The 26,307-nt window shown below is 38.5% G+C and carries 23 protein-coding genes; 15 read left to right on the top strand and 8 right to left on the bottom strand.

What is annotated here, in order from left to right:
• Window positions 1-240: 240 nt before the first annotated feature.
• The 3 genes from AC27G3_RS09410 to AC27G3_RS09400 all read right to left on the bottom strand — a co-directional run bounded on the left by AC27G3_RS09410 (window position 241) and on the right by AC27G3_RS09400 (window position 5,126).
• The gene (locus tag AC27G3_RS09410) at window positions 241-3,417 is read right to left on the bottom strand and encodes an efflux RND transporter permease subunit (RefSeq protein ID WP_487120958.1); all 3,177 of its coding nucleotides are present in this window, start codon (window positions 3,415-3,417) and stop codon (window positions 241-243) included.
• Between the two features lie 14 nt (window positions 3,418-3,431).
• Window positions 3,432-4,589 (bottom strand): efflux RND transporter periplasmic adaptor subunit, encoded by a 1,158-nt coding sequence (locus AC27G3_RS09405; RefSeq protein WP_487120956.1) that lies wholly within the window; start codon window positions 4,587-4,589, stop codon window positions 3,432-3,434.
• A gap of 165 nt (window positions 4,590-4,754) precedes the next feature.
• The gene (locus tag AC27G3_RS09400) at window positions 4,755-5,126 is read right to left on the bottom strand and encodes a DUF2946 domain-containing protein (RefSeq protein WP_487120954.1); all 372 of its coding nucleotides are present in this window, start codon (window positions 5,124-5,126) and stop codon (window positions 4,755-4,757) included.
• Window positions 5,127-5,317: 191 nt separating this feature from the next.
• On the opposite strand from AC27G3_RS09400, the gene murI reads away from it, so the two are divergent.
• The gene (gene murI, locus AC27G3_RS09395) at window positions 5,318-6,121 is read left to right on the top strand and encodes a glutamate racemase (protein WP_487120952.1); all 804 of its coding nucleotides are present in this window, start codon (window positions 5,318-5,320) and stop codon (window positions 6,119-6,121) included.
• A 33-nt stretch (window positions 6,122-6,154) separates the two neighbouring features.
• Here the strand turns inward: murI and AC27G3_RS09390 are convergent, their stop codons facing one another.
• A complete protein-coding gene (locus AC27G3_RS09390) occupies window positions 6,155-7,303 on the bottom strand; it encodes a porin (protein ID WP_487120950.1) in 1,149 nt (382 codons plus the stop codon).
• Window positions 7,304-7,617: 314 nt separating this feature from the next.
• Here AC27G3_RS09390 and metK point away from each other — a divergent pair, with 314 nt between their 5' ends.
• The 6 genes from metK (at window position 7,618) to AC27G3_RS09360 (ending at window position 12,783) form a co-directional block, all read left to right on the top strand.
• The gene (gene metK / locus AC27G3_RS09385) at window positions 7,618-8,805 is read left to right on the top strand and encodes a methionine adenosyltransferase (RefSeq protein ID WP_487120948.1); all 1,188 of its coding nucleotides are present in this window, start codon (window positions 7,618-7,620) and stop codon (window positions 8,803-8,805) included.
• Window positions 8,806-8,952: 147 nt separating this feature from the next.
• Complete coding sequence (gene rsmE / locus AC27G3_RS09380; RefSeq protein ID WP_487120946.1) at window positions 8,953-9,711, top strand: 16S rRNA (uracil(1498)-N(3))-methyltransferase; 759 nt, start codon at window positions 8,953-8,955, stop codon at window positions 9,709-9,711.
• Between the two features lie 36 nt (window positions 9,712-9,747).
• Window positions 9,748-10,710: a glutathione synthase gene (gene gshB, locus AC27G3_RS09375; RefSeq protein WP_487120944.1), complete on the top strand. Its 963-nt coding sequence runs from the start codon at window positions 9,748-9,750 to the stop codon at window positions 10,708-10,710.
• Window positions 10,711-10,751: 41 nt separating this feature from the next.
• Window positions 10,752-11,351 carry a YqgE/AlgH family protein gene (locus AC27G3_RS09370; RefSeq protein ID WP_487120943.1) on the top strand — a complete coding sequence of 200 codons (600 nt, stop codon included), beginning with the start codon at window positions 10,752-10,754 and terminating at the stop codon, window positions 11,349-11,351.
• A 64-nt stretch (window positions 11,352-11,415) separates the two neighbouring features.
• Entirely contained in the window at window positions 11,416-11,838 is a 423-nt protein-coding gene (ruvX, locus tag AC27G3_RS09365) for a Holliday junction resolvase RuvX (protein WP_487121273.1), read from the top strand.
• Window positions 11,839-11,862: 24 nt separating this feature from the next.
• Window positions 11,863-12,783 carry an AEC family transporter gene (locus AC27G3_RS09360; RefSeq protein ID WP_487120942.1) on the top strand — a complete coding sequence of 307 codons (921 nt, stop codon included), beginning with the start codon at window positions 11,863-11,865 and terminating at the stop codon, window positions 12,781-12,783.
• Between the two features lie 84 nt (window positions 12,784-12,867).
• Here the strand turns inward: AC27G3_RS09360 and AC27G3_RS09355 are convergent, their stop codons facing one another.
• Window positions 12,868-13,998 carry a PilT/PilU family type 4a pilus ATPase gene (locus tag AC27G3_RS09355; protein ID WP_487120941.1) on the bottom strand — a complete coding sequence of 377 codons (1,131 nt, stop codon included), beginning with the start codon at window positions 13,996-13,998 and terminating at the stop codon, window positions 12,868-12,870.
• Between the two features lie 12 nt (window positions 13,999-14,010).
• Window positions 14,011-15,054 carry a type IV pilus twitching motility protein PilT gene (locus AC27G3_RS09350; protein WP_487120940.1) on the bottom strand — a complete coding sequence of 348 codons (1,044 nt, stop codon included), beginning with the start codon at window positions 15,052-15,054 and terminating at the stop codon, window positions 14,011-14,013.
• A gap of 61 nt (window positions 15,055-15,115) precedes the next feature.
• On the opposite strand from AC27G3_RS09350, the gene AC27G3_RS09345 reads away from it, so the two are divergent.
• The 7 genes from AC27G3_RS09345 to tadA all read left to right on the top strand — a co-directional run bounded on the left by AC27G3_RS09345 (window position 15,116) and on the right by tadA (window position 20,250).
• Window positions 15,116-15,790, top strand: coding sequence for a YggS family pyridoxal phosphate-dependent enzyme (locus AC27G3_RS09345; protein ID WP_487120938.1), 675 nt, complete (start codon window positions 15,116-15,118; stop codon window positions 15,788-15,790).
• 86 nt (window positions 15,791-15,876) lie between these two features.
• Complete coding sequence (gene proC, locus AC27G3_RS09340; protein WP_487120936.1) at window positions 15,877-16,695, top strand: pyrroline-5-carboxylate reductase; 819 nt, start codon at window positions 15,877-15,879, stop codon at window positions 16,693-16,695.
• 11 nt (window positions 16,696-16,706) lie between these two features.
• Window positions 16,707-17,255 carry a YggT family protein gene (locus tag AC27G3_RS09335; protein WP_487120934.1) on the top strand — a complete coding sequence of 183 codons (549 nt, stop codon included), beginning with the start codon at window positions 16,707-16,709 and terminating at the stop codon, window positions 17,253-17,255.
• Window positions 17,256-17,355: 100 nt separating this feature from the next.
• Window positions 17,356-17,808, top strand: coding sequence for a DUF4426 domain-containing protein (locus AC27G3_RS09330; RefSeq protein WP_487120932.1), 453 nt, complete (start codon window positions 17,356-17,358; stop codon window positions 17,806-17,808).
• 103 nt (window positions 17,809-17,911) lie between these two features.
• The gene (locus tag AC27G3_RS09325) at window positions 17,912-18,523 is read left to right on the top strand and encodes an XTP/dITP diphosphatase (RefSeq protein WP_487120930.1); all 612 of its coding nucleotides are present in this window, start codon (window positions 17,912-17,914) and stop codon (window positions 18,521-18,523) included.
• A 12-nt stretch (window positions 18,524-18,535) separates the two neighbouring features.
• Entirely contained in the window at window positions 18,536-19,696 is a 1,161-nt protein-coding gene (hemW, locus tag AC27G3_RS09320; protein ID WP_487121271.1) for a radical SAM family heme chaperone HemW, read from the top strand.
• Between the two features lie 50 nt (window positions 19,697-19,746).
• The gene (gene tadA, locus AC27G3_RS09315; RefSeq protein ID WP_487121269.1) at window positions 19,747-20,250 is read left to right on the top strand and encodes a tRNA adenosine(34) deaminase TadA; all 504 of its coding nucleotides are present in this window, start codon (window positions 19,747-19,749) and stop codon (window positions 20,248-20,250) included.
• Here tadA and AC27G3_RS09310 read toward each other — a convergent pair.
• Together AC27G3_RS09310 and mltF are read right to left on the bottom strand one after the other, a co-directional pair.
• Window positions 20,247-20,375, bottom strand: a complete 129-nt coding sequence (locus AC27G3_RS09310) for a hypothetical protein (RefSeq protein WP_487120928.1) — start codon at window positions 20,373-20,375, stop codon at window positions 20,247-20,249. The genes tadA and AC27G3_RS09310 overlap by 4 nt on opposite strands.
• 127 nt (window positions 20,376-20,502) lie before the next feature.
• The gene (gene mltF, locus AC27G3_RS09305) at window positions 20,503-21,954 is read right to left on the bottom strand and encodes a membrane-bound lytic murein transglycosylase MltF (RefSeq protein WP_487120927.1); all 1,452 of its coding nucleotides are present in this window, start codon (window positions 21,952-21,954) and stop codon (window positions 20,503-20,505) included.
• A gap of 219 nt (window positions 21,955-22,173) precedes the next feature.
• Between mltF and purL the strand changes: the two genes are divergently transcribed.
• Window positions 22,174-26,100 carry a phosphoribosylformylglycinamidine synthase gene (purL, locus tag AC27G3_RS09300; RefSeq protein ID WP_487121267.1) on the top strand — a complete coding sequence of 1,309 codons (3,927 nt, stop codon included), beginning with the start codon at window positions 22,174-22,176 and terminating at the stop codon, window positions 26,098-26,100.
• The last annotated feature ends 207 nt before the right edge of the window (window positions 26,101-26,307 follow it).

The following is a 26,307-nucleotide window of genomic DNA, read 5'->3' as shown; positions in this document are numbered from 1 at the left end:
CCTAACTAATTAGTCAACAACTGGTGCGCAATAAATAATCAAAAACATCTTAAAAGATTACGCTGAATGATCATTATTTAAGGTAATAACTTTATAAAACGCCATTAAACCCATCTAACAACATAAAAACCCAACCAAACAGTCAAATTAAAATAAAATCAAAAACAACAATAAAGGAAATATTTAAACGAGAAGGAAAACACCCTCCTAATCTTAGAAAAGAAGGGCATTCACAAAGTATTATTTCGAGTGGATTAATTGTTCAATTTTGCTTTTTGAAAACCATGGATAAAGCACCGGCAGCACAAAAAGTGTGAGTAACGTTGCTGTAACCAAGCCGCCAACAATAACGCTAGCAAGTGGCCGTTGAATTTCAGCGCCAACCCCGTCTGACATTAACATAGGAATTAAACCTAATGCTGAAGTTATCGCGGTCATTAATACGGGGCGTAGACGTGATATTGCGCCATCAAAAATTGCTGATGAAGTAGCAATACCTTCTTTAACCAACTGATTAATACTTTCCACCATCACCACGCCATTTAATACGGCAACACCAAACAGGGTAATAAAACCAACAGAGCTAGGCACAGATAAATATTGGCCAGAAAGATATAGTGAAATAATACCGCCAATAATAGCTAATGGCACATTAACTAAAATAAGCATGGCTTGGCCAATCGAGCCAAAAGCAAAGTAAAGTAACAGCGCAATTAAAGCGAGCGATAACGGCACCACAACTAACAAGCGTTGCTGCGCGCGTTGCTGATTTTCAAACTGTCCACCAATAACAACCGAATAACCAGGAGGTAAAATAACACTTTCAGCGATGTTTGCTCTAATATCATCTACAACACTCCCCATATCACGACCTTGCACGTTGGCTTGAATAACCACTCTGCGCTGTACATCATCGCGACGAACTTGCGGGGGGCCTGACTCAAACTCAACACTAGCAATATCACCCAAACGTACCCATGCACCTGTAGGCGATTGCAGTCTCAGGTCGGCTATTATTTGTTGGTTATTTCGATACTTATCTTCAAGACGCACATAAATATCATAACGTTCATTTCCATTGATAACTTGCCCTGCGGTTACCCCACCGATACCGTCACTAACTACTGACATTAGATCCGCAACTGATAAGCCATAACGTGAAAGCTGTTGCCTTTTCGGTTTGATCACTAATTGTGCTTCCCCTGTAATTTGCTCTAGCGCAACGTCTTTCGCGCCAGTCACGTTTTTTATCACGGCTTCAATCTCTTGACCTTTACCTGCGAGTACCTCCAAGTCTTGACCAAATAACTTAATTGCTAGCTGTGCTTTTACGCCAGACAATAACTCATCAACACGTGTGGCGATAGGCTGAGAAAAGTTGAGCAACAATCCAGGGAAGTGTTCGAGCTTTTCCTCCATTAATACTTGTAGTTGGTATCGATTACTAGCAGACGTCCATTGTTCGACTGGTTTTAAGCCAATATATATTTCAATATTATTAACAGGCTCAGGATCACCACCAATTTCAGCGCGTCCAATTCGGCTCAATGCATACTCAACTTCTGGAAACTCCATTAACTTGCTTTCCAAAATAGGCGCGACTGTTAGCGCGGTATCTAAACTTGATGAAGGGGCTAAAGTTACACGTAAATTAATAGTTCCTTCTTCTAATTCAGGTACAAATTCAGTGCCTATTTGCGGAATAAGTAAAACTGAGCTGAGCACTAAGAAAAGAGAAATGGCTATCACAGCCCTTGTATGTTTCATTGCTACTTTTAAGCCAAAACGGTAAGCTTTCTCGAGTGGCCTTAAAATAAAACTGTCTCTTTGCTTTACTCTTTTTGTAAAAATAAAGGTCGCCAGCGCAGGCACAACGATCAAGGCAACTGCTATGGCAGAAACAACCGCTAAAATAATACTAATAGCCATAGGTTGGAAAAGTTTTGCTTCTACCCCTTCAAAGCTAAATAATGGCATGAAAACGACCACGATAATGGTAGCAGCAAAAAATATCGGACGAGCTACTTCTTTTCCTGCCTTTTTCAAGATTAAGGAAGTGGTTTTATCTCCATTATTTCTAAGGTTCCCTGTGTCTTTATCAATTAACTCTTGAGTGCGATTCAAGTGCTTAAACATATTTTCAACCATGACCACCGAGCCATCAACGAGCATACCAATTGCTACAGCAATGCCTCCTAACGACATTAAATTAGCTGAAATCCCCATTAATGCCATCAGCATAAGCGAAATGCCAATAGCGATAGGTATCGAAATTAACACTAAGAGAGTCGCGCCTAAATTCATCAAAAATAACGCTAAAACCAACGCAATAAAAATAAAAGCTAAGGCTAACGCCTGCACCACTGTATCAACAGCTTTAGTAATTAAACTCGCCTGATCGTAAAAAGGCTCAAAGCTTACTCCTGGTGGTAATGCTTGATTAATTAACATCGCTCGCTCATTAATCCCATCAATCGTTGCTTTAGTATTAGCCCCTAAACGCTTTAATACGATACCTGTAACAACTTCATTAAGCTGTACCACTTTCCCTTGATCATTCTTGCGTGTCATAGTCACAGCACCTTGGCGAATTTCACTGCCTAGACTCACTTTAGCAACATCATCAATAGTAATTACCGTCCCTTCAATGGTTTTAATAGGTACTTGTTTAATATCGAGTAAACCTTGTTCCCCACTAGCGAACCAACCCGTTCCTCGAACCACTAATTGCTCTTGTCCTCGGTTCATGTACCAACCGCCTGCATTGGCATTATTATTATCAAGTGCGTTAACTACATCATCTTGACTAACTTGATAGGATAATAATTTACTCGGTTTAATATTTACCTGATATTGCCTAACATTACCGCCAAACGACAAAACATCAGTAACACCATCTACAGGCATCAACAACAATTTAACCACCCAGTCGTTTAAACTTCTTAATGCCATCGCATCATAATCTGAACTTTTATCAGCCATCAATAAGTACTGAAAAACTTGTCCTAAACCTGATGTATTTGGTCCCATTTCTGGTGTCCCTACGCCTTGCGGAATAAGCTCTTTCGCCGCTTGTAATCGCTCAAACACTAATTGACGGGCAAAGTAAATATCGGTTGATTCTTTAAATACCACCGTCACACCAGAAAGACCTGTTTTTGAAATAGAACGGACTTGTTCAACATCAGGAAGCGCGTACATTACGGCTTCAATTGGGTAGGTAATCAGTTGTTCTACTTCTTGTGCTGCTAAGCCTGGCGCTTCGGTATTTATAGTAACTTGCACATTCGTCACATCTGGAAATGCATCCAAATTCAATTGAGGAATAGTGACAAATGCTACAGATAGTGTTGCGAACAGCGCTATAAACACCATAAACCGATGATTGATAGCAGTTTCAATTATCTTATTAAACATACGACTTCCCTCTGTTAATGGTTATGTGGATCGAAACCAGTTTTAGCGATTTCTGAAGCTACAAAAAATGCCCCACTCATAACCACTCTTGTATTAGCCGCAACACCATGAATTTGCCTAAAACTCCCAAAGGCTTGACCAACTTTAACTTCAACGGCTTTAAACTCCCCTGAGTGCTCTTCAACAAAAACAGTCCAACCACCATCAGCACTTCTCATTAATGCGCTTTCGGGTACTGCCATCACTGGCTCATGACTTTCATTCTGAAAATGAACATCGACAAACATGCCTGAGTGTAATGTATCATCGCTATTCTCAACGGCTAATCGCACGATACGTGTGCGCGTTACAGGATCAATTGTGTGAGCTTCTTGAATCACTTTAGCGGTGAAAAATTGATTGGCATATTCAACTTTTGCCATGGTTCCAACAGGTAAATTCATTTTTTTATTGGGGGAAATTTTTGCTTCAACCCATAAGTTTTTCTCGTCTGCTAACACCATAATGTTGTCGCCAGCGGCAACGCGTTGACCTTGTGAAAAGTCATCACTCAATACCACACCAGAGCGCTTCGCAACGAGTTGATATTCTCCTAAAACTGACTCATTTTTAGTGATCACTTCATCAATTGCTGTTTGTGTTAAACCAAGGGCACTTAAACGGCTAGATGTAGCATGAAAATTAACTTCACTTTTCAACCGTTGACTGTCACTAATTGAAGCTTGAGTAAGCTTATTTACACGTTGCCATTCGCTATAAGCTACTCGATAGTTGGCCTGCGCTTCGGCGACCGACTCGCTAAATAAAGTCACCAGCACTTGGTTTTTTTCAACATGCTCACCTAAAATAGCGTGACGGCTGACGACAACAGATTCTGTTCGAGGAGAAACAACATAACTGGTGTAACCATTCGCCTTTATTTCACCTGGCGCGTAAATTACACGGGGTAATATTTTAGCTTCAAGCCTTGTTACTTCAATGTTAGCTAACACCATTTGTTCAGGAGTAAATACGACCCCTTCGTTATGTTCTTTTCGAGTAGACTGTGTTTTATTTGCCAGTGAAGTTTGATCGGCAAAAGCAGTAGATATAATTGCAATATAAAAGGTTATTGCCAAAGTTAGTTTGGCACAAGTTAATGCACCGGCATTTAGTACGGAGTAAACATTCATAAAAATCTCTAAAATTTATTAATTTCAAAACACAACGTAACTAAACGAAAACTTAAAAATAAAATTAAAGATAAAGTAGTTAAGTAATAATCAAATATTATTGGCTTAGCTGAAGTTAATTTAAGTTAGACGTTTATGTACGCTGAAATAAAAAAGGAAATAAACTTAAGAGATTGGAGGGCGGTTCAATTGTTCACAGAAAAGGTTATCAGCAGCATCGAGATAAAAGTAATGATTAAAAACAGTAAATTCTACCGCTACTTCAGGACTTTTTTTACTACTGATCCACTGAGTATGAGCACCTTGGCAGTGTCCACAATGATGACAGTCATCTATTTTATGGGAATTGTTATTCGTATTATCAGTCTCAATGATGTTAGTAATATCATCTAAATCATGAGAGTGCACAACTTGAAGGTGTTGACTATTTATTTGATGCGTCTCTTGAGAGTCACTCACAGCTGCAAATGATTGCAAGATAATTGCAATTACTAATAAGAAGCTCAGCCCATTTAATTTCAAAATTATCATCTTCATTACGACACCAAAACTTATAGTAATTGATAGCCTTTAACGAGTCAATTTAGCTGGCACAAGAGTTTATATATTTGTCGGAATATAAACCTAATAAAAGGTAAATTTGCACTGTTCACTTTACTTTATATAGAAAACTCCCTATAAATGCAGCCATTAGCAAGAAACAAATTTTAAAAAAAGACATTACCATAGTGAAAGTTGCAGGAAATAATCGGCCAATTGGCATTTTTGACTCAGGGGTTGGTGGTTTATCAATTGCTAAAGCGATTGCGCATCAGTTACCCAATGAGCATTTAGTTTATGTGGCTGATAGCTTGTACAGTCCTTACGGGGAAAAACCTGTAGATTTCATTCAAGCTAGAGTCAATAAGATCAGTGATATTTTACTTTCCCAACAGGTTAAAGCACTTGTCATTGCCTGTAATACTGCAACTGTTAATGCCATTGATCAATTACGTGAAAGAATTCACCTTCCTATTATTGGCGTAGAGCCAGCAATAAAACCTGCAGCGCAGCAAAGTAAAACTAAAAACGTCGGCATTTTAGTAACCCAAGCCACAGCTGAAAACCAACGCTTTAAAAGTTTAATTAACCAACACAAAAATGACGCGCAAGTTCACATACAAGCATGTCCGGGCTTGGTTGAGTTAATTGAAGCAAATCAGATAAATAGCGAAGCGTGTAATATATTACTCAAACAATTCTTAACTTTATTACTCGCTAAAAATGTCGATACCTTAGTGTTAGGATGTACTCACTATCCTTTTCTCACTGAAAAAATACAGGGTATCGTGGGCTCTCATATGACACTGGTTGAATCAGCTATTCCCGTTTCCTTACAACTGACCCGCAAATTAAATGAACAAGGCTTATTAAATTCAAGTATTGAACCAAGTACTCATACCTTTTTAAGCTCGAACGCTAATGCTCAACAGGAAAAGCTGTTCAACTCATTATGGCAAAGCCCATTAACTCTTTTACCGTTACAAGAGTAAAATATGAAATCCCTTAAAAATATAATACGAATTTTAAAACTCGTAAGCCATACCTATGGCAAATGCGTTTTCGGCAATTTCTTTGTTAGGATTTGCCGATTTTGAATCGTCTATTTTAAATTCACTGTATAAATGAAACTCTTCAATCCAATGGTATTTAGCACCTACAATAATATATTTCTTATTAAATAAACCGTTAGAACCAAAATCTGCAGTTGAATTATCTTTTAAATAATTAAATCCCAACACTAGAGAAATATTATTATCAAATCGATAAGAGCTATGCATTTCAATTCCTGTCGACTTATTCATTACTTTACCGAGATCATTAATTTCATGGTTTTGCATAGCTGAATAAACCAGAGCAACTTGAAAGCCTTTAGCCCGTAAATGGCTATAAGTAATGTGTCCAGTAATTAAAATATCGTCAAGATTTGAAACAGCCACTATTGATGGTTTCGATAAGCTAATTTGAGCTTGATTGTAACCAAAGCCAAACCCTAATTGGTACGGCGCTTTATATAGTATGGAAAGGCCAAACGCGTCAGAAAAGTTAACAATGCTTTGTTCTTGTTCAGCGATTATATTATCAAGATCAATAATTTCTTCCGTCGCTTGGTATTGCAATCCTATTGATAGATTATTGAATTGCCAGTTGTATTGCATAGCTTGTTCTGCTCTACCTGTTCCAGATAAACCACCATCTGTGCCAAAATTATATACGCCCGCAGCTTCTGCACCAAAAACATCAAATACATCAGTAACACCTGTCACATTATATGTAACTCCCCACTGCTTACCTAAAGTTACACTGCCGTATTTTTTGTGTTCAACTCCGACATAACCTTGACGCAGCCAAATCGCGTCTTCAGCAACCCCCGTACTTGTTAATCCATTGTGATTAACAACCACATGATTATCGGTATTAGACACTTGCACGCCCCATTCCAGTTTCGCTAACGCTTTCCACCCTTCAGTCATTTGATGAGAAGTATTAAAAAGATACCTTGAAAACCCATCATTAATTTCACTAAACTCCTTATTTTTAACGAAGAATACCGATACATTGCCTTCAATATCAAAACGGGTCTTATCATTATTAAATACCTCAATCGCTTGGCTTGAAAAGCTTAACGAACTGAACAATAAAAAGCTGACCAGTGAACTTTTAGTGTTGAGCATGAGAATTCCTATAATTCTGTATTACTTTTTTACACCAAGTATTAATGACCAAGTGTTAATGAAAATAGCTTATTGATATTATTAACAATTACACGATTAACTTCAAAAAACAATTACGCTTGTCGATTTAATTTTAATCATAAATTCCATTTTCAATTAAGACGTTTAGCCATCTAGGCGTAAATAAAACTAGGAAATTTTTATTTAGCAAGGTAGAATTCATTATAGTTTTTATTTCTACCTATCGATGAAATGTTACTCAAAAAGACTCAATCGATAGCTAAGTGATTGTTATTAAATAAAATAGAGGTTTTATGTCTACACATTTTTTTACTTCTGAGTCAGTTTCTGAAGGCCATCCTGATAAAATTGCTGATCAAATTTCAGATGCAGTACTTGATGCGATTATCGCCAAAGACAAACATGCACGTGTGGCATGTGAGACTATGGTAAAAACAGGGGTAGCGATTATCTCAGGCGAAGTATCAACAACCGCTTGGGTAGACTTAGAAAAATTAACACGTGATGTTATTAGCAACATTGGTTACACCTCTTCAGATGTAGGTTTTGATGGTGAAACTTGTGGCATCATGAATTTAATCGGTCAACAATCACCAGAAATTGCTCAAGGTGTTGATCGAGTAAAACCTGAAGATCAAGGCGCGGGTGATCAAGGATTAATGTTTGGTTATGCTACAAACGAAACTGAAACCTTAATGCCAGCACCACTTTATTACTCGCATCGCTTAGTTGAACGCCAAGCAGAGGCGCGTAAATCAGGCATTTTACCTTGGTTACGACCAGATGCTAAATCACAGGTTACTTTTATTTATGAAGATAACAAACCCGTAGCGATAGACACGGTAGTATTGTCAACTCAACACAACCCAGAGATTAAACAAGAAGATCTGGTTGAAGCGGTGATGGAAAACATTATCAAGCATGTGCTTCCAGAAGAGTTACTAACACCTGACACTAAATACCACATTAATCCAACCGGTCGATTTGTTATTGGTGGCCCAGTTGGCGATTGTGGATTAACTGGACGTAAAATCATCGTTGACACTTATGGCGGTATGGCTCGTCATGGTGGTGGTGCTTTTTCAGGTAAAGATCCATCAAAAGTTGATCGAAGTGCAGCTTATGCTGGTCGTTATGTAGCAAAAAATATCGTTGCTGCTGGTTTAGCAGATCGTTGTGAAATTCAAATTTCTTATGCTATTGGCGTAGCTGAACCAACGTCAATATCAATTGATACCTTTGGCACAGGAAAAATATCACAAGAGAAACTCGTTGCGCTTGTGCGTGAACACTTTGATTTACGCCCGTATGGCATCACTAAAATGCTCGATTTGTTGCATCCTATGTACCAGCAAACAGCTGCTTACGGTCATTTTGGTCGCGAACCTTTTGAGATGACGGTAGGTGATGACACCTTTACTGCCTTTAGTTGGGAAAAAACCGATAAAGCAGACGATTTACGCCAAGCTGCTGAGTTATAATTTTCAGCTCAATTGCTAGCGACAAAAACCTCCTTTGGGAGGTTTTTTTATTTGTGCAATAAAGCGACTCAAGGATTGAATTCCTCTCTACCTGCCCTTATCTTCTGTATATCAAGAATTAAAAATAAACGAGCCTTAGGTATCTCAATGTCTAACCCCAGAATTTATCAAAATACCGAGTTTTCAATTGGGCAAACAATCGCCTTAAATGAAGATGCTTTTGGTCACACGGTAAGAGTGTTAAGACTTAAAAACAATGATGAAATTAAACTGTTTAATGGTTTAACACAGAACGGGCAAAATGGTGATTTTCAAGCTAAGCTAATTAATGTCAGTAAAAAACAAGCTGATGCACAAATTATTAGCTTTCAAGAAAAAAATGTTGAATCTCCGCTTAATATTCATCTTGGCCAAGGGATATCTCGCGGTGATCGTATGGACTTTACCCTGCAAAAATCTGTCGAGTTGGGTGTTAATACCATTACCCCTATTTTTACTGAACGTTGTGGTGTTAAACTCAATAAAGAACGGTTAGCAAAAAAGCACGAACAGTGGCAAAAAATAGTTATTAGCGCTTGCGAACAGTCAGGTCGTTCATTGGTGCCTAAGGTTAACGAGCCAATTAGTTTACAAGATTGGTTAGCACAACCAACTCAAGCATTGAAAATTAATCTTCACCCCAAGGCGACTCATTCAATTATGGGACTGCCAGTAACAAATACAATAGAGCAAGCTCGTGTTAGGTTATTAATAGGTCCTGAAGGTGGCTTATCAGACGATGAAATACTGCAAGCGAATCAAAGTGGCTTTACCGATGTGTTACTTGGCCCGCGAATATTACGAACAGAAACCGCCGCACTTACTGCGATTACCGCACTACAGTGTCGCTTTGGCGATTTAACTTAATTTATTGCAAACAATGCATACCGAACAGGATTAACAATGACAGCTAAACATAAAACCATCAAATTGGGTGTAGTAATGGATCCCATAGAAGACGTTAAGGTAAAAAAAGACTCTTCAATGGCAATGTTATTTGAAGCACAAAAACGCGGCTACGAGCTTTATTATATGGAAATGAAAGACTTATACCTTGAACAAGGTGTTTGTCGTGCAACAACCCAAAGAGTCTCCGTGTTTGATGATCCTAATCATTGGTATGAATTTGGCGAAACAAGTGATATTAAAGTCAGTGATTTAGATGTCGTTTTAATGCGTAAAGATCCTCCTTTTGATACAGAATTTATTTACGCTACCTACATGTTAGAGCGTGCAGAAGTTGAAGGTACGTTAATTGTTAATAAGCCGCAAAGCTTACGCGATTGCAATGAGAAACTGTTTACCGCTTGGTTTGCCGATTTAACACCAAAAACATTAGTCACGCGCAGTAGTCAACGCATTCGTGATTTTCACCAAAAAGAAAAAGACGTCATCATTAAACCGCTTGATGGCATGGGTGGAGCTTCTATTTTTAGAATGGGACCCAACGATGCCAATGTTGGGGTAATTATAGAAACGTTAACTGAACATGGTAGTCAATATGCTATGGTTCAAGAATACATGCCAGAAATCAAAGATGGCGATAAGCGCATTTTAATCGTCAATGGCGAACCAATGCCTTATTGCTTAGCGCGTATTCCTGCACAAGGTGAAACTCGTGGTAATTTAGCCGCAGGAGGTCGAGGTGAAGCACGTCCATTAAGCGCAAGTGACAAACGTATAGCTGAAACTATTGCACCAGAGCTTAAAAAGCGTGGTTTATATTTTGTTGGCCTAGATATTATTGGGGATAAAGTAACTGAAATTAATGTCACAAGCCCAACATGTATCAGAGAAATCGAAGCGGCTTTCCCTATTAACATTAGTGGCAAATTAATGGATGCTATTGAAGCGAACATCGCCTAGTACTAAATCAATCATTCAACATAATAATAAAAGGAATAAGTATGGATAGTTTAGAGAATCAATTACTCATTGCCATGCCTGCATTAGGCGATCCCTACTTTAACAAAACAGTTACCTATATTTGTGAGCACAATGAAGAAGGAGCAATGGGCTTAATAATTAATTTGCCTGTTAACCTTAATCTTAAAGAATTACTGTCTCAGCTTGATGATGAAAAAGAAAAATTAAGTAAAGACGGTGAAGAACACATTGAAGTTCAAAATGAGCATACTGACAAACTGCAACAGCGCGTGCTCTCAGGAGGACCTGTGTCTCAAGAAAGAGGCTTTGTATTACATAGCCCACAAAGTTGTTGGACAAGCTCGTTGTCGCTCAGTAATGACATTATGATCACCACCTCAAAAGATATTCTGCTTGCATTGGGCACTGCTGAAGCTCCTACCGATTATATGGTCACCCTAGGTTACGCTGGCTGGGGACCTGGGCAATTAGAAGAAGAGTTGAAAACAAATTCGTGGTTAACTACGCCAGCAGATAAAGACATTTTATTTAACACTCCCATTGAACAGCGTTGGAAAAAAGCAACTGAAAAACTGGGTATCGATATGGCGCACTTATCACCTGATATTGGGCATGCATAACCCCCGCTTATCAAGCGTTAACAATCACTAAATATGAATAATAGGAAAACTTGTGTCTAACACTATGGGTCAACGAACCATTATTGGTTTTGATTTTGGTAAAAAATATATTGGTGTCGCTGTTGGCCAAGAGATCACTGGAAGTGCTAGCCCTTTAGGTTCAATTAAAGCCAAAGATGGTATCCCTAATTGGGATAGCCTTGCTGCCTATTTAAAAGAATGGCAACCCGATTTTATCGTAGTGGGTTTACCACTCAATATGGACGGCAGCGAGCAACAACTCACCTTAGACGCGAAAAAATTTGGCAAGCGGGTCGCCGGAAGATACGGCTTAAAAGTAGAATTTCAAGATGAGCGATTAACTACAGCCGATGCTAAAGAAAGATTATTTTCGAAAGGGGGGTATAAAAATCTGAAAAAAGACAATATTGACGCTGAATCTGCCGCCTTAATTATCGAAAGCTTTTTTGAAGCTAGTTACTCATAAATTTCATCAAGGTTTCTAGGTTCAATGAATATTATTCTTATTATTGCTCCACTAGTGCTTGTTGCATTTATTGGCTTTTTGTCAACCAAAACTCAGTGGCTAGAGCGAACTCAACTTGATGCAATAACAAAGTTTACTTTTTATATCGCGATACCCGCTTTTTTATTTTATCAAATGTCACACGCTGACTTTTCTAAACACGTAACCCCTGCACTATTTGCCGCTTTTTATCTCCCTGTTTTACTATGCTATCTTTTAGGCGGGCTTGTTAATTATTACTTTCATCCATCCTTAAAAAAGCAAGCGTCAGGCTCTGCGGTGTTTGCACTTGGTGCTAGCTACTCTAATACAATTATCGTTGGCTTACCGATATTGCTAATGGTGGGTGGCGAACAAGTCATTGCCATTACTTTTTTAATTGTGACTTTTCACAGTGCTATGTTGTTTACCTTAACCAGTGCCATAAGTGCTAAAAACACCCAGTTTGATTGGGCGAGTTTTAGTAGGCAAATTTTCAGTAACCCCGTAGTAGTAAGTATACTTTTAGGGCTAATTGTTAATGTTAGCAATTGGTCTTTGCCCAAAGTTTTTAATGAGAGTTTACTCTTAATTGGCAAGCCAGCCATTCCTCTGGCATTGTTTATTTTAGGCGGCTCGTTGTCGTTTTATCAGGTGAAAAAAGAACTGACTTTCATTGCTATAGCCAGCGCGATAAAGCTGATAATACTGCCCTTTATAGTTTATTTTACAGCCCATTATTTATTTCACTTAAATGCAATAACCACTACTGTACTTGTAATATTAAGTGCATCTCCAACTGGAGTGAATGCTTACTTAATTGCTAAGCAACAGCAAAAACATCAAGAAACCGTCGCAGGAACTGTAGTCGTGAGTACGTTAATGTCAGTAGTAACAATTCCGTGCTGGTTATGGTGGTTAAATTAATTTTATTTAAGATAAAAAAAGCCATGAGGAGTAACTCCTCATGGCTGACATTTACCTATGACTAAACCGAGTTAGCGTATAAAATTAACGTGGTTCGTCAGGTTCAAGGCCTTCAATCGTTATACCACTTAATGCACCTGTACCGCCTTGCTCATTAGAGCGCAGTTTTATCATCAAGCGTAAATCATTTGGCGAATCAGCATGATGGAGTGCATCTGCATAGGTAATTAAACCTTGTTGATACAAATTAAATAATGCTTGATCGAAAGTTTGCATGCCAAGCTCTTTCGATTTTTCCATCACTTCTTTAATTCCACCAATTTCACCCTTTTTAATGAGTTCGGCAACATAAGGAGAATTAAGTAAAACTTCAATTGCAGCAATTCGATTTTGACCATCTTTCGTCGGAATTAATTGTTGAGCAACAATACCGCGAAGGTTTAACGCTAAATCAAATAACAATTTACCATGTTGCTCAGATGGCACTAAATGCATAATACGATCAATCGCTTGGTTTGCGTTATTCGCATGCAGTGTTGCAATACATAAATGTCCGGTTTCAGCAAATGAAAGTGCATGTTCCATGGTTTCTTGATTACGAATCTCACCAATAAGAATAACATCAGGCGCTTGTCGTAAAGAGCTTTTTAATGCAGCATCAAATGAATCTGTGTCTAAGCCAACCTCACGTTGTGTGATCATGCTTTTGCCATGTTCATGTACAAATTCTATTGGATCTTCAATGGTTAAAATATGACCATGTGAATTGTTATTACGATAGCCAATTAATGACGCCATTGACGTTGATTTACCCGTACCGGTACCACCGACAAAAAGAACTAAGCCACGCTTTGACATGACAATATCTTTTAATACTTGGGGCAATCCTAGTTGATCAGCATCAGGAATTTCAGTAACAATACGCCTTAGTACCATACCAGCCATGTCTCGCTGCCAAAAAGCAGATATACGAAACCGTCCAATGCCTTCAACAGAAATAGCGTAGTTACACTCTTTTTCTTCATCAAACTGGCGTCTTTGCTTGTTATTCATCGAAAAGTTAACTAAAGCTAACGACTGCTCAGGAGTTAAAATATCCGGTGCAATCGGCTGCAATTCACCATTTATTTTCGCACTCACTGGTAATTTAGCTGTAACAAACATATCTGATGCATCAGCTTTTACCATAGCGACTAATAAATCATTAAATTCCATTATCTACTCCGATTAAAAACTGCTGAATTGATTTTTATCTACCGCTTTTTCCATGGCATCTTGTTTTGAAATCATGCCTCGGTTGACCAAATTTTGTAAACATTGATCCATCGTTTGCATGCCATGTTGCATACCCGTTTGAATAGCAGAATACATTTGTGCAATTTTATCTTCACGGATTAAGTTACGAATAGCAGGAACACCGATCATAATTTCGTGGGCTGCGACACGTCCGCCACCCGTTTTTTTAATCAACGTTTGAGAAATTACCGCGCGTAATGACTCCGATAACATTGAACGCACCATCGATTTTTCTTCACCTGGGAATACATCAATAATACGGTCAATGGTTTTAGGTGCAGAAGTTGTATGCAGTGTACCAAAAACTAAGTGACCCGTTTCAGCAGCTGTCATCGCCAGTCGAATAGTTTCTAAATCACGCATCTCACCAACAAGAATAACATCGGGATCTTCACGTAATGCTGAACGTAGTGCGGCTTCAAAACTTAAAGTGTCACGATGAACTTCACGTTGGTTAATCAAACAAAGTTGATTTTCGTGCACGAATTCTATTGGATCCTCAATGGTTAAAATATGATCATTTTTTGACTTGTTAATATAATCAACCATTGCGGCTAAGGTAGTAGACTTACCAGAGCCTGTAGGACCTGTAACCAGCACTAAACCACGTGGAGTATCAGATATATCTCTAAATATTTCAGGGCAACCTAAATCTTCTAATGAAAGTATTTTACTAGGGATGGTACGAAATACCGCAGCAGGACCACGGTTTTGGTTAAAGGCATTTACCCTGAAACGAGCTAAATTAGGTACTTCAAACGAGAAATCGACCTCTAAATGTTCTTCATACTCTTTGCGTTGACGATCATTCATAATATCATAGACTAATGCATTAACATCTTTAGCATCAAAAGCAGGTATATTAAGTTTACGTACATCGCCATCAACACGGATTAATGGCGGACTCCCGGTTGATAAATGTAAATCGGATGCGTTGTTTTCTACGCTAAATGCTAATAGTTCGGTAATATCCATAAAAAACCTCTTACTCTAATTGTTGTAATAGCTAAATACGTTGGGAATTGAAATAATTTAAATGATAGACATAAAAGAAAATCTAGCCACCATTAAACAGCAAATTTTTCACGCCTGTCAACAAAGTAATCGCTCTACTGACGAGGTAGTTCTACTTGCTGTAAGTAAAACTAAACCCAGTAATTTAATTGAACAAGCTTATCAAGCTGGTCAACACGAATTTGGTGAAAGTTATGTTCAAGAGGCTGTTGAAAAAATAACGACACTCGCTCATTTATCGCAGTTAAGTTGGCATTTTATTGGCCCTATTCAGTCTAATAAAACCAAATTAATTGCGACGCACTTCTCTTGGGTTCATTCAGTCGATAGAATTAAAACAGCTAAACGCCTCAATGAACATAGGTCTGATCAAGATACCCCGCTAAACGTTTGTTTACAAGTCAATATTAGCGGTGAAGAAAGTAAATCGGGTGTTACCTTAGACGAACTTCCTTTACTTATTGATACTATTAGCCAATGTGAGCATTTAACGTTAAGAGGGTTGATGGCTATTCCTGAAAAAAATGCCGATAAGTCGAGCTATATAAAAATGTTTGAACTATTTAACCAAATGCAACACTCTCTCCCTAATATTGATACACTATCAATGGGCATGTCTAACGATTTAGCTCCCGCCATCGCAAACGGTTCAACTATGGTGAGAATTGGGTCGGCAATCTTTGGCGAGCGTCAGTAAATTCACAAAACAACTGAACAAAAGCTCGATAAACCGTCCTATTAATGAAAGAATTAACTAAACAAAGCAATCAATTAAGGTATCTAATGAAAAAAATTGCATTTATTGGCGCTGGCAACATGAACGCTAGCATTATCAATGGGCTAATCAAACAAGGTATTCGTGCTGAAAATATTATTGTTTCTAATCCTTCGCCTGAAAAAAGAATCGCATTAGAAAAAAGCCTGGGGATTAAGCAAACGGCAAGTAACATTGAAGCTGTTGATTTTGCAGATTTTATTGTTTTAGGTGTAAAACCTCATTTTATTAGTGATGTTTGTCAACAAGTAGCAAGCGAACTAGATTTATCACAAAAGTGTTTTCTTTCTGTAGCGGCGGGTTGCACCATTAAACAAATGAAAAATGCGTTAGGCGAAACAACGGCAATTATTCGCACCATGCCAAATACCCCTTCACAGTTAGGTTTAGGCATGACTGGCATGTTTGCTTGCGACAAAGTAACGACAGAGCAAGCGGAGTATGCAGGACAATTAATGCAAGCTGCTGGCGAAATAGTTTGGCTGGAAAATGAAGGTCAAATAGATCATATTACAAGTATTTCAGGCTCTGGCCCTGCTTATTTCTTCTTATTTATGGAAGCGATGGAGCAACAAGCAAAAGCTTACGGTTTCTCTGATGAAGTTAGTAGAAAGCTCGTTCAACAAACAGCATTAGGTGCTGCCAATATGGTGGTCAGCAATACTGATCTTGAAATTAGCGAACTTCGCTCCAATGTTACTTCTAAAGGCGGCACAACTCAGGCTGCCTTAACCACACTAATTGATGGCGGACTCACACCATTAGTTGGTAAAGCAGTTAAAGCTGCATTTATTCGTGCGCAAGAAATTGCTCAACAAAATTCATAACAGGATCTCTAATGGAAGCTCTAATTTATTTAATAAGGTTTGCGTTTGATGCACTACTAACCATTTTAATAATGCGTGTGTGGTTACAACTGGTTAAGGCCGATTTTTACAATCCACTCAGTCAATTTATTGTAAAAGTCAGTAATCCATTAGTGGTTCCTTTAAGAAGAGTAATTCCAGGTTTTGGCGGGGTTGATGTGGCAACACTGCTACTCGCCTTTATCGTTGCTACGGGTAAACTAACATTAATTACGCTAATTAGTGGTGGTCAGTTAGACTGGATAGCTTTACTGTATATTGGTTTAATAACGCTGCTTAAACAAATTGGCTTTTTAATTTTTATTATCATGTTAATTATGGCGTTAATGAGTTGGGTTGTTCAAGGATATAATCCAACACAAATGATTTTTCATCAGTTAACCGAGCCTTTTTTAAAGCCAATCAGAAATATAGTGCCGAGTATTGGTGGTCTAGACTTATCGGTATTAATCGCATTTTTGTTATTGAATGTATTAAATATATTTTTATCGAGCAATGTTCCTTACTGGGCGCAAATATAACCCTCAAATTTCCTTCAAGAAGTCTCCCCTTCTTGAAGGAAACCGCAAAACTATCATCTATACTAAAGACACTAACCATTAAAGTATTTTGGAGACTTTTATGAAAACCCAAGCTAACTATTACACTGTACTCCTGATGCTATTTACTGCCCTTATCGCTGTATTTTCAAGTAACTTAAAAGCTGAGAACATGAAAAAACTAGGCACAATGAATGTGCACTTCATGGCCATAGGTGCAACCTTTTTAACGCCAGAAGTCGCAAAAGCCTATCAAATTCAACGAAGTCGATATAATGGCTTAATTAATATTTCAGTACTTGATAATAGCCAGGCAAATACGCCAGCTAAAACAGTTTCTCTCAAAGGAACGGCACGAAATGATTTAGGCCAAATAAAGTCACTAGAATTTCAAGAAGTTAAAGAAGGCGATGCGATATATTATTTAGCACAAGTTAAATACACTGACGAAGAAACTTTCTACTTTGAAATTGATATAACCGATGGTAAAGAGCAACAGACTTTAACATTTAAACAAAAGTTTTACGTCGATTAAATCATCATGTTTACCCTTTAAACTCGTGGCTTTTATTGGCTGAGCCCTTCGGTTTAGGGTAAAATGTTGCAATTCATATAATATTTTCTATATAAGAGCCGTCATGCCAACCATCGTATTAGCCACAGGCAACCAAGGTAAAGTAAAAGAACTCGCGAGTCTGCTTGCCGACCATCAAATAAATATTGTCCCTCAAAGTGATTTTGATGTGCCCGAGGTTGCAGAAACTGGAACCACATTTGTTGAAAACGCCATAATAAAAGCGCGCCATGCAGCTAAAATTACTGGTATGCCCGCAATTGCTGATGATTCTGGACTTGCTGTTGACGCTTTAGGCGGTGCACCGGGAGTTTATTCAGCACGTTATGCGGGTGAAAATGCGAGTGACGATGACAATACGCAGAAACTATTAACAGCGTTAAGTGATATAGAAAACGACAAGCGAACAGCACGGTTTCATTGTGTTTTGGTATATATGCAAAGCAGTGACGATCCAACACCTCTTATTTGTCATGGCATTTGGGAAGGCAGCATTTGCCGCGAAAAACATGGCGAACAAGGCTTTGGTTATGATCCCGTTTTTTGGCAAGCAGACCAACAACTCACTTCAGCTCAACTGCCAAGAGCATTGAAAAACCAGTTAAGCCATCGGGGTCAAGCATTAGCACAATTAGTGCCTTTGCTATTAACAAAAACTGCTTCAAATGCTTCTTAGGTTCAAAGGAATATTGTGTTAATTAATCCTCCGCTTTCTCTCTATATTCATATACCTTGGTGTGTGCAAAAATGTCCCTATTGCGACTTTAACTCACACGCCTTAAAGCATGATATTCCTGAGCAAGCATACATTGAACAGCTAATTGTCGATTTAGACAGTGACATTCAACGTTTTGCTTTGTCTGATCGGCCACTGCACAGTATTTTTATTGGAGGTGGCACTCCTAGTTTATTGTCAGCGCCTGCTATTGAAAACTTACTCGAACAAGTATTACAACGGTTTAGCTATGATAATGATATTGAAATAACGTTAGAGGCTAACCCCGGCACAGTTGAAGCTGATAAATTTATTGGCTTTTTTAATGGCGGCGTATCAAGACTTTCTATTGGCATTCAAAGTTTTGAGTCTGACAAACTTATCAAGCTCGGCCGAATTCATGATAGTAACCAAGCACAAAAAGCAGCGCTTTTAGCACAAAAGTGCGGCGTAAAAAGCTTTAACTTAGATTTAATGCATGGTTTGCCCAATCAAAATATCGACAACGCATTAGATGACTTAAAAACCGCGATCAGTTTAAAGCCCACTCATATATCTTGGTATCAGTTGACTATAGAGCCAAACACCCCTTTTTATTCTAAACCACCAAAACTTCCTCAAGATGAAGTGTTGTGGGAAATTCAAGACAAAGGCATTGAACTGCTTGCTGAAGCAGGTTATGTACAATATGAAATTTCTGCATTTAGTCAACCAACCTATGAATGCCAACATAATTTAAATTACTGGCAATTTGGTGACTACCTAGGCATTGGCTGTGGCGCTCATGGCAAAATTACAGATGCGGCCAATAATCAAATATTTCGAACGATTAAGGTCAAACATCCTAAAGGTTATTTAGATACTGAACGTGAACATTTAGATCATCTCAATACAGTAAATCCCAATGAGTTACCGTTTGAATATATGATGAATCGCCTGCGATTACACTCCAGTTTTACTTTAACGGATTATCAGCAAGCAACAGGGCTATCGAAAGACACTGTCCTTCCGACTTTACAATTAGCCAAAGATAAACAACTAATGCAGCTTTTAATAAAAGAAGGTGAAGAGCACTGGCAAGTGAGTTTACTTGGACACCGTTATTTAAATGATTTGTTAGAGATGTTTTTATGAGCCAGATAACAAACCTTAGCTCCACAGAAAGTAATGCCACCTTAAAAGATATGTCACAAGAAGAACTTGACCATCACTTTATGGCGCGTGCATATCAATTAGCGCAACAAGCACAAAGCCATAACGAAATTCCAGTGGGTGCCGTAATAGTAGCGAACGGTCAAATAATTGCTGAGGGCTTTAACCAATCAATCATGCTAAATGATCCATCAGCCCATGCAGAAATGATCGCGATCCGCCAAGCAGGAGACGCTTTACAAAATTATCGATTAATCGACTGCACTTTATATGTCACATTGGAGCCATGTCCTATGTGTGCAGGTGTATTAGTGCATAGTCGGATAAAACGGTTAGTTTATGCCACAAAAGATGAAAAAACAGGAGCTGCTGGTAGTTTACTTAACTTGGTTAATCATCCAGGATTGAATCATCAAATAAACGTTTGTGAAGGTGTTATGGCAAATGAATGTAGTGCTTTACTGTCTGCTTTTTTTAAACGCAGAAGAGCTGAAAAAAAGGCCGCTAAAAAAGCTGAGAAAGAACAAAGTTCTTAGTCAGCATTTTTATCTTCATTTAGTGTTTGAATAAAAAACTCTTGGCGACGAGTCGCAATTTTATTATGTTGACGGGTTAATTGACGTTTACGTTGCGAACTTGATACTAATCTTTTAATTCTCATAATTTTACCTCTCATTAATAGTTAATTTATATAAGTATTAACTATCTTTATGACGGTTTAATGACAATAAATCAATAAAATTATTATCTATTTACCTTTAATTTGTAACAAGATTTAACTAACGAATTTAATTAGGGTTTTTCACTAAAAGTTTACTTTCAATTTCAGACTGTTGAAGTTCAGCAGGTAATGTTTTTTCTTTTCGCGCCCTGTCATCAAGAAACATTAAGCTTTCATAATAACGCCTAATACTTTCAACATACTTAACAGGTTCATCTCCACGCGCGTATCCGTATTTCGTCTTTTTGTAATATTTCTTTTGTTTCAGTAATGGCAAGCGAGATTTTACATCAAACCAACGATCGGGATCGCCTCCTTGTCGCTGAGTAATAATACGTGCATCATTTAAATGACCAAAGCCCACGTTATAAGAGGCTAAAGCAAACCATGTTCTATCAGGCTCAGGAATGCGTTCAGGCATTTTTTTAATCATACGTTTGAAATACTTCGCGCCCCCTATAATACTTTGCTCGGCATCTAATCGACTAGCGATGCCCATTTGTTTAGCTGTGACCAAGGTTAGCATCATCATACCGCGTACCCCTGTATAAGAGCGGGCATGAGGCTCCCAATGTGATTCTTGGTAACTAATTGCTGCGAGTAAACGCCAATCGATATCTTGACTGTGTTTTTCAAACATCGCTTGATATTTAGGTAATTTGTTTTCCACTGCTCTTAAGAAGAGCCGAGTATCAACATAGTCAAACTCTTCCACATGTCCGTAGTATTTATCATCTAATGCCAATAAAGTACCGTCATGGTGTACTTTACCAAAAAATTCAATTTGACTGGCTAATATTGAAGCGTCACTTTCTTTACTTACTACCCACGCTAATGGCGACGAATCTTTTATGGTGAAAGCTATGCTCAACTCAGGATAATAACGTCGACTCATTGCTAAGACATTACTATCAATTACAGTGTAATCCACCTCATCGTCAAGCACCTTCATTAATAACTCTTCGTTATCTAATTCCGTGGTTTCCTGCCAAGTAAGGTTAGGGTGAATAAGTTTGAGTTTTTCAAGGTTTTCCACATGACTCGAGCCCGATGTTACCATCAAGGTTCCGTTAAGATCGGCTAATTCTCGAGGCCACTCATTACCTTGTTTAAAAACGACTTTTTGGCTTATTAAGTGATAACTTGGTGAAAAGTTGAATTGTTTTAATCGTTTGTCTGTAACGGATAGTCCGGCGGCTAAGAAATCAACGTCACCGTTATTTAATTTAGGGAAAAGCTCTTCAAGGTTATAGCTCGGCACGATTTCTAAATCGACACCTAAATAATCGGCGTATTTTTTTGCCAACTCATACTCAAAACCTAATGGTCCTTCCGCTCCTAAATAATAACTATTGGGACCATATAAAGTGCCAACCTTAACGTAACCTCGTTCGAGGATGCGTTGCAAACTGGCTTTTTCTTTTGTTGGACCACAACCACTGAGCAGCAAAAGGCACATCACTAGCAAAGAAGTAATGTGAATAAAGCTTTGTTGTTTTTTAATGATATTTAAATTCATACTTGGGTATTGTGTCGTTAATTAGATTGTACATAAAGCTTTTTTTATTTGATTTTATAAACTCTCTCAATTGACGACTTTAACGCTTATCAAACGAGCTATTTTCAATTATAATACGCGCGATTTTTTTGCTACTTAATCCTCGCTCTATTAAAGCGCAAAACTAAGTTAAGTAGTTAGCCTAACCAACCAGTGGTGATACCGTTTATGACGATGTTGATGAATACCCTTCGCGGCGCTCCGGCTCTTTCAGACTTTAGAGTACAAAAACTATTAGCTCAATGTGCTGATTTACAATTACCGGTAACTGATATTTATGCCGAATATACTCATTTTGCTCACATTAGTTCGGCATTAAATGATGAAGAATCTCACGTGTTACAAAAACTACTCACCTATGGACCAACTATTGAAGAGCATGAGCCTGTTGGTCAATTCTTTTTAGTTACACCACGTCCTGGCACAATCTCTCCTTGGTCATCTAAATCAACAGATATTGCGCATAATTGTGGTTTAGAAAAAATTACTCGTTTAGAGCGCGGTATTGCTTACTACATTACAGCTAGTGAGTTAACTGAAGCACAAACGATACAACTTCATCACTTAATTTCAGATCGTATGATGGAAGCTGTTTTTACACAAATGGAACAAGCAACGTCATTGTTCGCAACAGCAGAGCCTGCTGAATTAACTTCGATTGATATTGAAAACGGCGGTAAAAATGCGCTTGTTCAAGCTAACATTGACCTTGGATTAGCATTAGCCGAAGATGAAGTTAACTACTTATTTGAAAACTTTACAAAATTAGGCCGTAATCCACACGACATAGAGTTATACATGTTTGCACAAGCAAACTCAGAACATTGTCGTCATAAAATTTTTAATGCCGATTGGACAATCGATGGTGTAAAACAGCCTAAGTCCTTATTTAAAATGATCCGCAATACCCACGAAGTCAATCCTGACTTTGTCTTAAGTGCTTATAAAGATAATGCTGCGGTAATGGTAGGTAACAAAGGCGGCCGTTTCTTCCCTCATCCACAAACGAATGTTTATGGTTATCACCATGAAGATATTCAAGTACTTATGAAGGTAGAAACCCATAACCATCCAACGGCTATTTCACCTTACCCTGGTGCTGCAACAGGTAGTGGCGGAGAAATTCGTGATGAAGGTGCAACAGGTATCGGCTCTAAACCGAAAGCAGGTTTAGTCGGTTTTTCTGTGTCAAACCTACGTATTCCTAACTTTGAACAACCTTGGGAAACTGATTTTGGCAAACCTGACCGTATTGTCAGTGCATTAGATATTATGCTAGAAGGTCCATTAGGCGGTGCAGCATTTAATAATGAATTTGGCCGTCCTGCTATTTTAGGTTATTTCCGTACTTACGAAGAGCAAGTTAATTCTTTTAACGGCAGTGAAGTACGTGGTTACCATAAACCGATTATGCTTGCTGGTGGTTTGGGTAATATTCGTGATGAGCATGTGCAAAAACGTGAAATTACTATTGGTGCTAACTTAATCGCGCTTGGCGGTCCTGCAATGAATATTGGATTAGGTGGTGGCGCAGCCTCTTCAATGGCTTCGGGACAGTCTGCTGAAAACTTAGATTTTGCTTCAGTTCAACGTGAAAACCCAGAAATGGAGCGCCGTTGTCAAGAAGTTATCGATAAATGTTGGCAATTAGGTGAACAAAACCCTATCGCTTTTATTCATGATGTTGGTGCTGGTGGTTTATCAAATGCATTCCCTGAATTAGTGTCTGACGGTGGCCGAGGTGGAGTATTTGAACTACGTAACGTACCTAATGACGAGCGCAGTATGGCTCCACATGAAATATGGTGTAACGAATCTCAAGAACGCTATGTTATTGCCGTATCTGACGAAAAACTTGCCACTTTCGAGCAAATTTGTCTGCGTGAGCGTGCCCCCTTTGCAGTTGTCGGTCGTGCAACAGAAGAAGAGCATTTAACAGTAACAGATAACCACTTTGCTGATGATGAAAAATTAGCAACACCTATTGATTTACCTTTAGATGTCTTATTAGGAAAAACGCCAAAAATATTTAAAGACGTGGCAACTAAAAAAGCTGATGGCGATATATTACCTTTGTCTGAAATTAAGTTAGCGGATGCAGCAGATCGAATTTTATCATTGCCAACAGTTGCCGAAAAAACCTTCTTAATTACTATAGGCGATCGCTCTGTTACCGGAATGGTTAATCGCGATCAAATGGTAGGTCCTTGGCAAGTTCCTGTGGCCGACTGTGGCGTTACAGCTTCAGCACTAGATTCGTACCATGGCGAAGCTATGTCGTTAGGTGAACGTACACCGGTTGCTTTATTAAACTTTGGTGCTTCTGCTCGATTAGCTGTTGCTGAGTCGTTAACTAACATTGCAGGAACCGATATTGGTGATTTAAATCGTATTAAGTTATCTGCTAACTGGATGTCGCCAGCAGGTCACCCAGGAGAAGATGCTGGTCTTTATGAAGCAGTTAAAGCTATCGGTGAAGAGCTTTGTCCTGCGCTAGGTTTAACCATTCCTGTTGGTAAAGATTCAATGTCAATGCGTACCCAATGGGACGAAAATGGCAAGCAAAAATCTGTTACCTCACCAATGTCATTAATCATTACCGCTTTTGGTGTTGTAGAAGATATTCGTAAAACAGTCACACCACAATTAAGAACGGATCAAGGCGATACTCGTATAATTGCAATCGACTTATCTAAAGGTAAACAACGCTTAGGTGGCTCTTGTTTAGCACAAGTTTATAAGAAACTTGGCAATGAAACCCCTGATGTAGATTGTCCAGAAACTCTTAAAGGCTTCTTTAATGCTATGCAGTCATTGGTTCGGGACGAGCAATTAATCGCTTATCATGATATTTCTGATGGCGGTTTATTTACAACGGTTGTTGAAATGGCATTTGCTGGTCATACAGGCGTGGATATTGACTTATCTAAGTTAACAACCGCTTCTGGCAATGATATTGACGTATTATTTAACGAAGAATTAGGCGCGGTTATTCAGGTTCGCGAAGGTGATGTTGATGCCGTACACGCTATTTTAGCTAAGCACAATGTTTTAGAATGTTGTACTGATATTGGCCGCATTAATAACGAAGATACAATTCGTTTTAGTCGTGATGGCAATGTTGTATTAGAGAACTCTCGTACTTACTATCGAACTACTTGGGCACAAACAACCTATAAAATGCAATCGTTGCGAGACAACCCATCTTGCGCACAGCAAGAGCATGACGTTAAGTTCGATACCGAAGATCCTGGATTAAATGCTGAGCTTACCTTTGATATTAACGAAGATATTGTCGCTAAGTTAATTGCTCAAGATGCTCTTAAAGGAACAAATCCTAAAATTGCTATTTTGCGTGAACAAGGCGTTAACTCTCATGTTGAAATGGCTGCTGCATTTGACCGCGCCGGCTTTATCGCAATTGATGTTCATATGTCTGATATTTTATCAGGCCGAACTGATCTTGCTCACTTTAATGGTTTAGTCGCTTGTGGAGGTTTCTCATACGGTGACGTACTAGGTGCTGGTGAAGGCTGGGCAAAATCAATTTTATTTAACAAAAATGCAAAAGCGATGTTCAAAACATTTTTTGAACGCAGCGACACTTTCACTTTAGGTGTATGTAATGGCTGTCAAATGCTTTCTAATTTGAAAGAAATAATTCCTGGTGCTGATGCTTGGCCTCATTTTGTACAAAATAAGTCTGAACGTTTTGAAGCAAGATTCTCATTAGTAGAAATTCAAGAAAGCCCATCAGTATTGTTCAAAGGAATGGCTGGCTCTCGTATGCCTATCGCTGTATCTCATGGCGAAGGTCATGCAGAGTTTAGCTCTGAAGAAGCTATTGGTGTTGCTAACGATTCTGGAACTGTGTCAATGCGTTATGTCGATAACTACGGACAAGTTACTGAAACCTACCCCGCTAATCCTAATGGCTCGCCTGATGGTATTACGTCACTGACAACGACCGATGGTCGTGTCACTATAATGATGCCGCACCCTGAACGCGTATTTAGAACGGTGGCTAATTCATGGCACCCTGATGAATGGCAAGAAGATTCTCCATGGGTAAGAATGTTCCGTAATGCACGTGCATTTATTGGTTAACCTTTGTTGAAGGTAAAATAAAATCAAGAAAGCGCCGTTTGGCGCTTTTTTTATGCGCCAATTTCTTTAGCTAAAAGGTAACTGTTTATTGTTAATTTATTTAGTATAGTTATAGTTAATCGCGCAACTACGCGCTAATAATAGTTAAGCACTAGCTATTATTAACAATCGCTAAGATCAACTTGTTAATAAATTAACACTGATTAG

The sequence above is a fragment of the Colwellia sp. SU-HH01217 genome (genome assembly GCF_057543495.1).
The sequence above is the reverse complement of the archived record's forward strand: the minus strand, read 5'-3'. Positions and strand labels throughout refer to the sequence as shown.

Bases quoted from the DNA above. Each gene is read 5' to 3' on its own strand.
- AC27G3_RS09410 (WP_487120958.1), bottom strand. From the start codon at position 3,417: ATGTTTAATAAGATAATTGAAACTGCTATCAATCATCGGTTTATGGTG.
- AC27G3_RS09405 (WP_487120956.1), bottom strand. From the start codon at position 4,589: ATGAATGTTTACTCCGTACTAAATGCCGGTGCATTAACTTGTGCCAAA.
- AC27G3_RS09400 (WP_487120954.1), bottom strand. From the start codon at position 5,126: ATGAAGATGATAATTTTGAAATTAAATGGGCTGAGCTTCTTATTAGTA.
- AC27G3_RS09390 (WP_487120950.1), bottom strand. From the start codon at position 7,303: ATGCTCAACACTAAAAGTTCACTGGTCAGCTTTTTATTGTTCAGTTCG.
- metK (WP_487120948.1), top strand. From the start codon at position 7,618: ATGTCTACACATTTTTTTACTTCTGAGTCAGTTTCTGAAGGCCATCCT.
- rsmE (WP_487120946.1), top strand. From the start codon at position 8,953: ATGTCTAACCCCAGAATTTATCAAAATACCGAGTTTTCAATTGGGCAA.
- gshB (WP_487120944.1), top strand. From the start codon at position 9,748: ATGACAGCTAAACATAAAACCATCAAATTGGGTGTAGTAATGGATCCC.
- AC27G3_RS09370 (WP_487120943.1), top strand. From the start codon at position 10,752: ATGGATAGTTTAGAGAATCAATTACTCATTGCCATGCCTGCATTAGGC.
- ruvX (WP_487121273.1), top strand. From the start codon at position 11,416: ATGGGTCAACGAACCATTATTGGTTTTGATTTTGGTAAAAAATATATT.
- AC27G3_RS09360 (WP_487120942.1), top strand. From the start codon at position 11,863: ATGAATATTATTCTTATTATTGCTCCACTAGTGCTTGTTGCATTTATT.
- AC27G3_RS09355 (WP_487120941.1), bottom strand. From the start codon at position 13,998: ATGGAATTTAATGATTTATTAGTCGCTATGGTAAAAGCTGATGCATCA.
- AC27G3_RS09350 (WP_487120940.1), bottom strand. From the start codon at position 15,054: ATGGATATTACCGAACTATTAGCATTTAGCGTAGAAAACAACGCATCC.
- AC27G3_RS09345 (WP_487120938.1), top strand. From the start codon at position 15,116: ATGATAGACATAAAAGAAAATCTAGCCACCATTAAACAGCAAATTTTT.
- proC (WP_487120936.1), top strand. From the start codon at position 15,877: ATGAAAAAAATTGCATTTATTGGCGCTGGCAACATGAACGCTAGCATT.
- AC27G3_RS09335 (WP_487120934.1), top strand. From the start codon at position 16,707: ATGGAAGCTCTAATTTATTTAATAAGGTTTGCGTTTGATGCACTACTA.
- AC27G3_RS09330 (WP_487120932.1), top strand. From the start codon at position 17,356: ATGAAAACCCAAGCTAACTATTACACTGTACTCCTGATGCTATTTACT.
- AC27G3_RS09325 (WP_487120930.1), top strand. From the start codon at position 17,912: ATGCCAACCATCGTATTAGCCACAGGCAACCAAGGTAAAGTAAAAGAA.
- tadA (WP_487121269.1), top strand. From the start codon at position 19,747: ATGTCACAAGAAGAACTTGACCATCACTTTATGGCGCGTGCATATCAA.
- AC27G3_RS09310 (WP_487120928.1), bottom strand. From the start codon at position 20,375: ATGAGAATTAAAAGATTAGTATCAAGTTCGCAACGTAAACGTCAATTA.
- mltF (WP_487120927.1), bottom strand. From the start codon at position 21,954: ATGAATTTAAATATCATTAAAAAACAACAAAGCTTTATTCACATTACT.
- purL (WP_487121267.1), top strand. From the start codon at position 22,174: ATGAATACCCTTCGCGGCGCTCCGGCTCTTTCAGACTTTAGAGTACAA.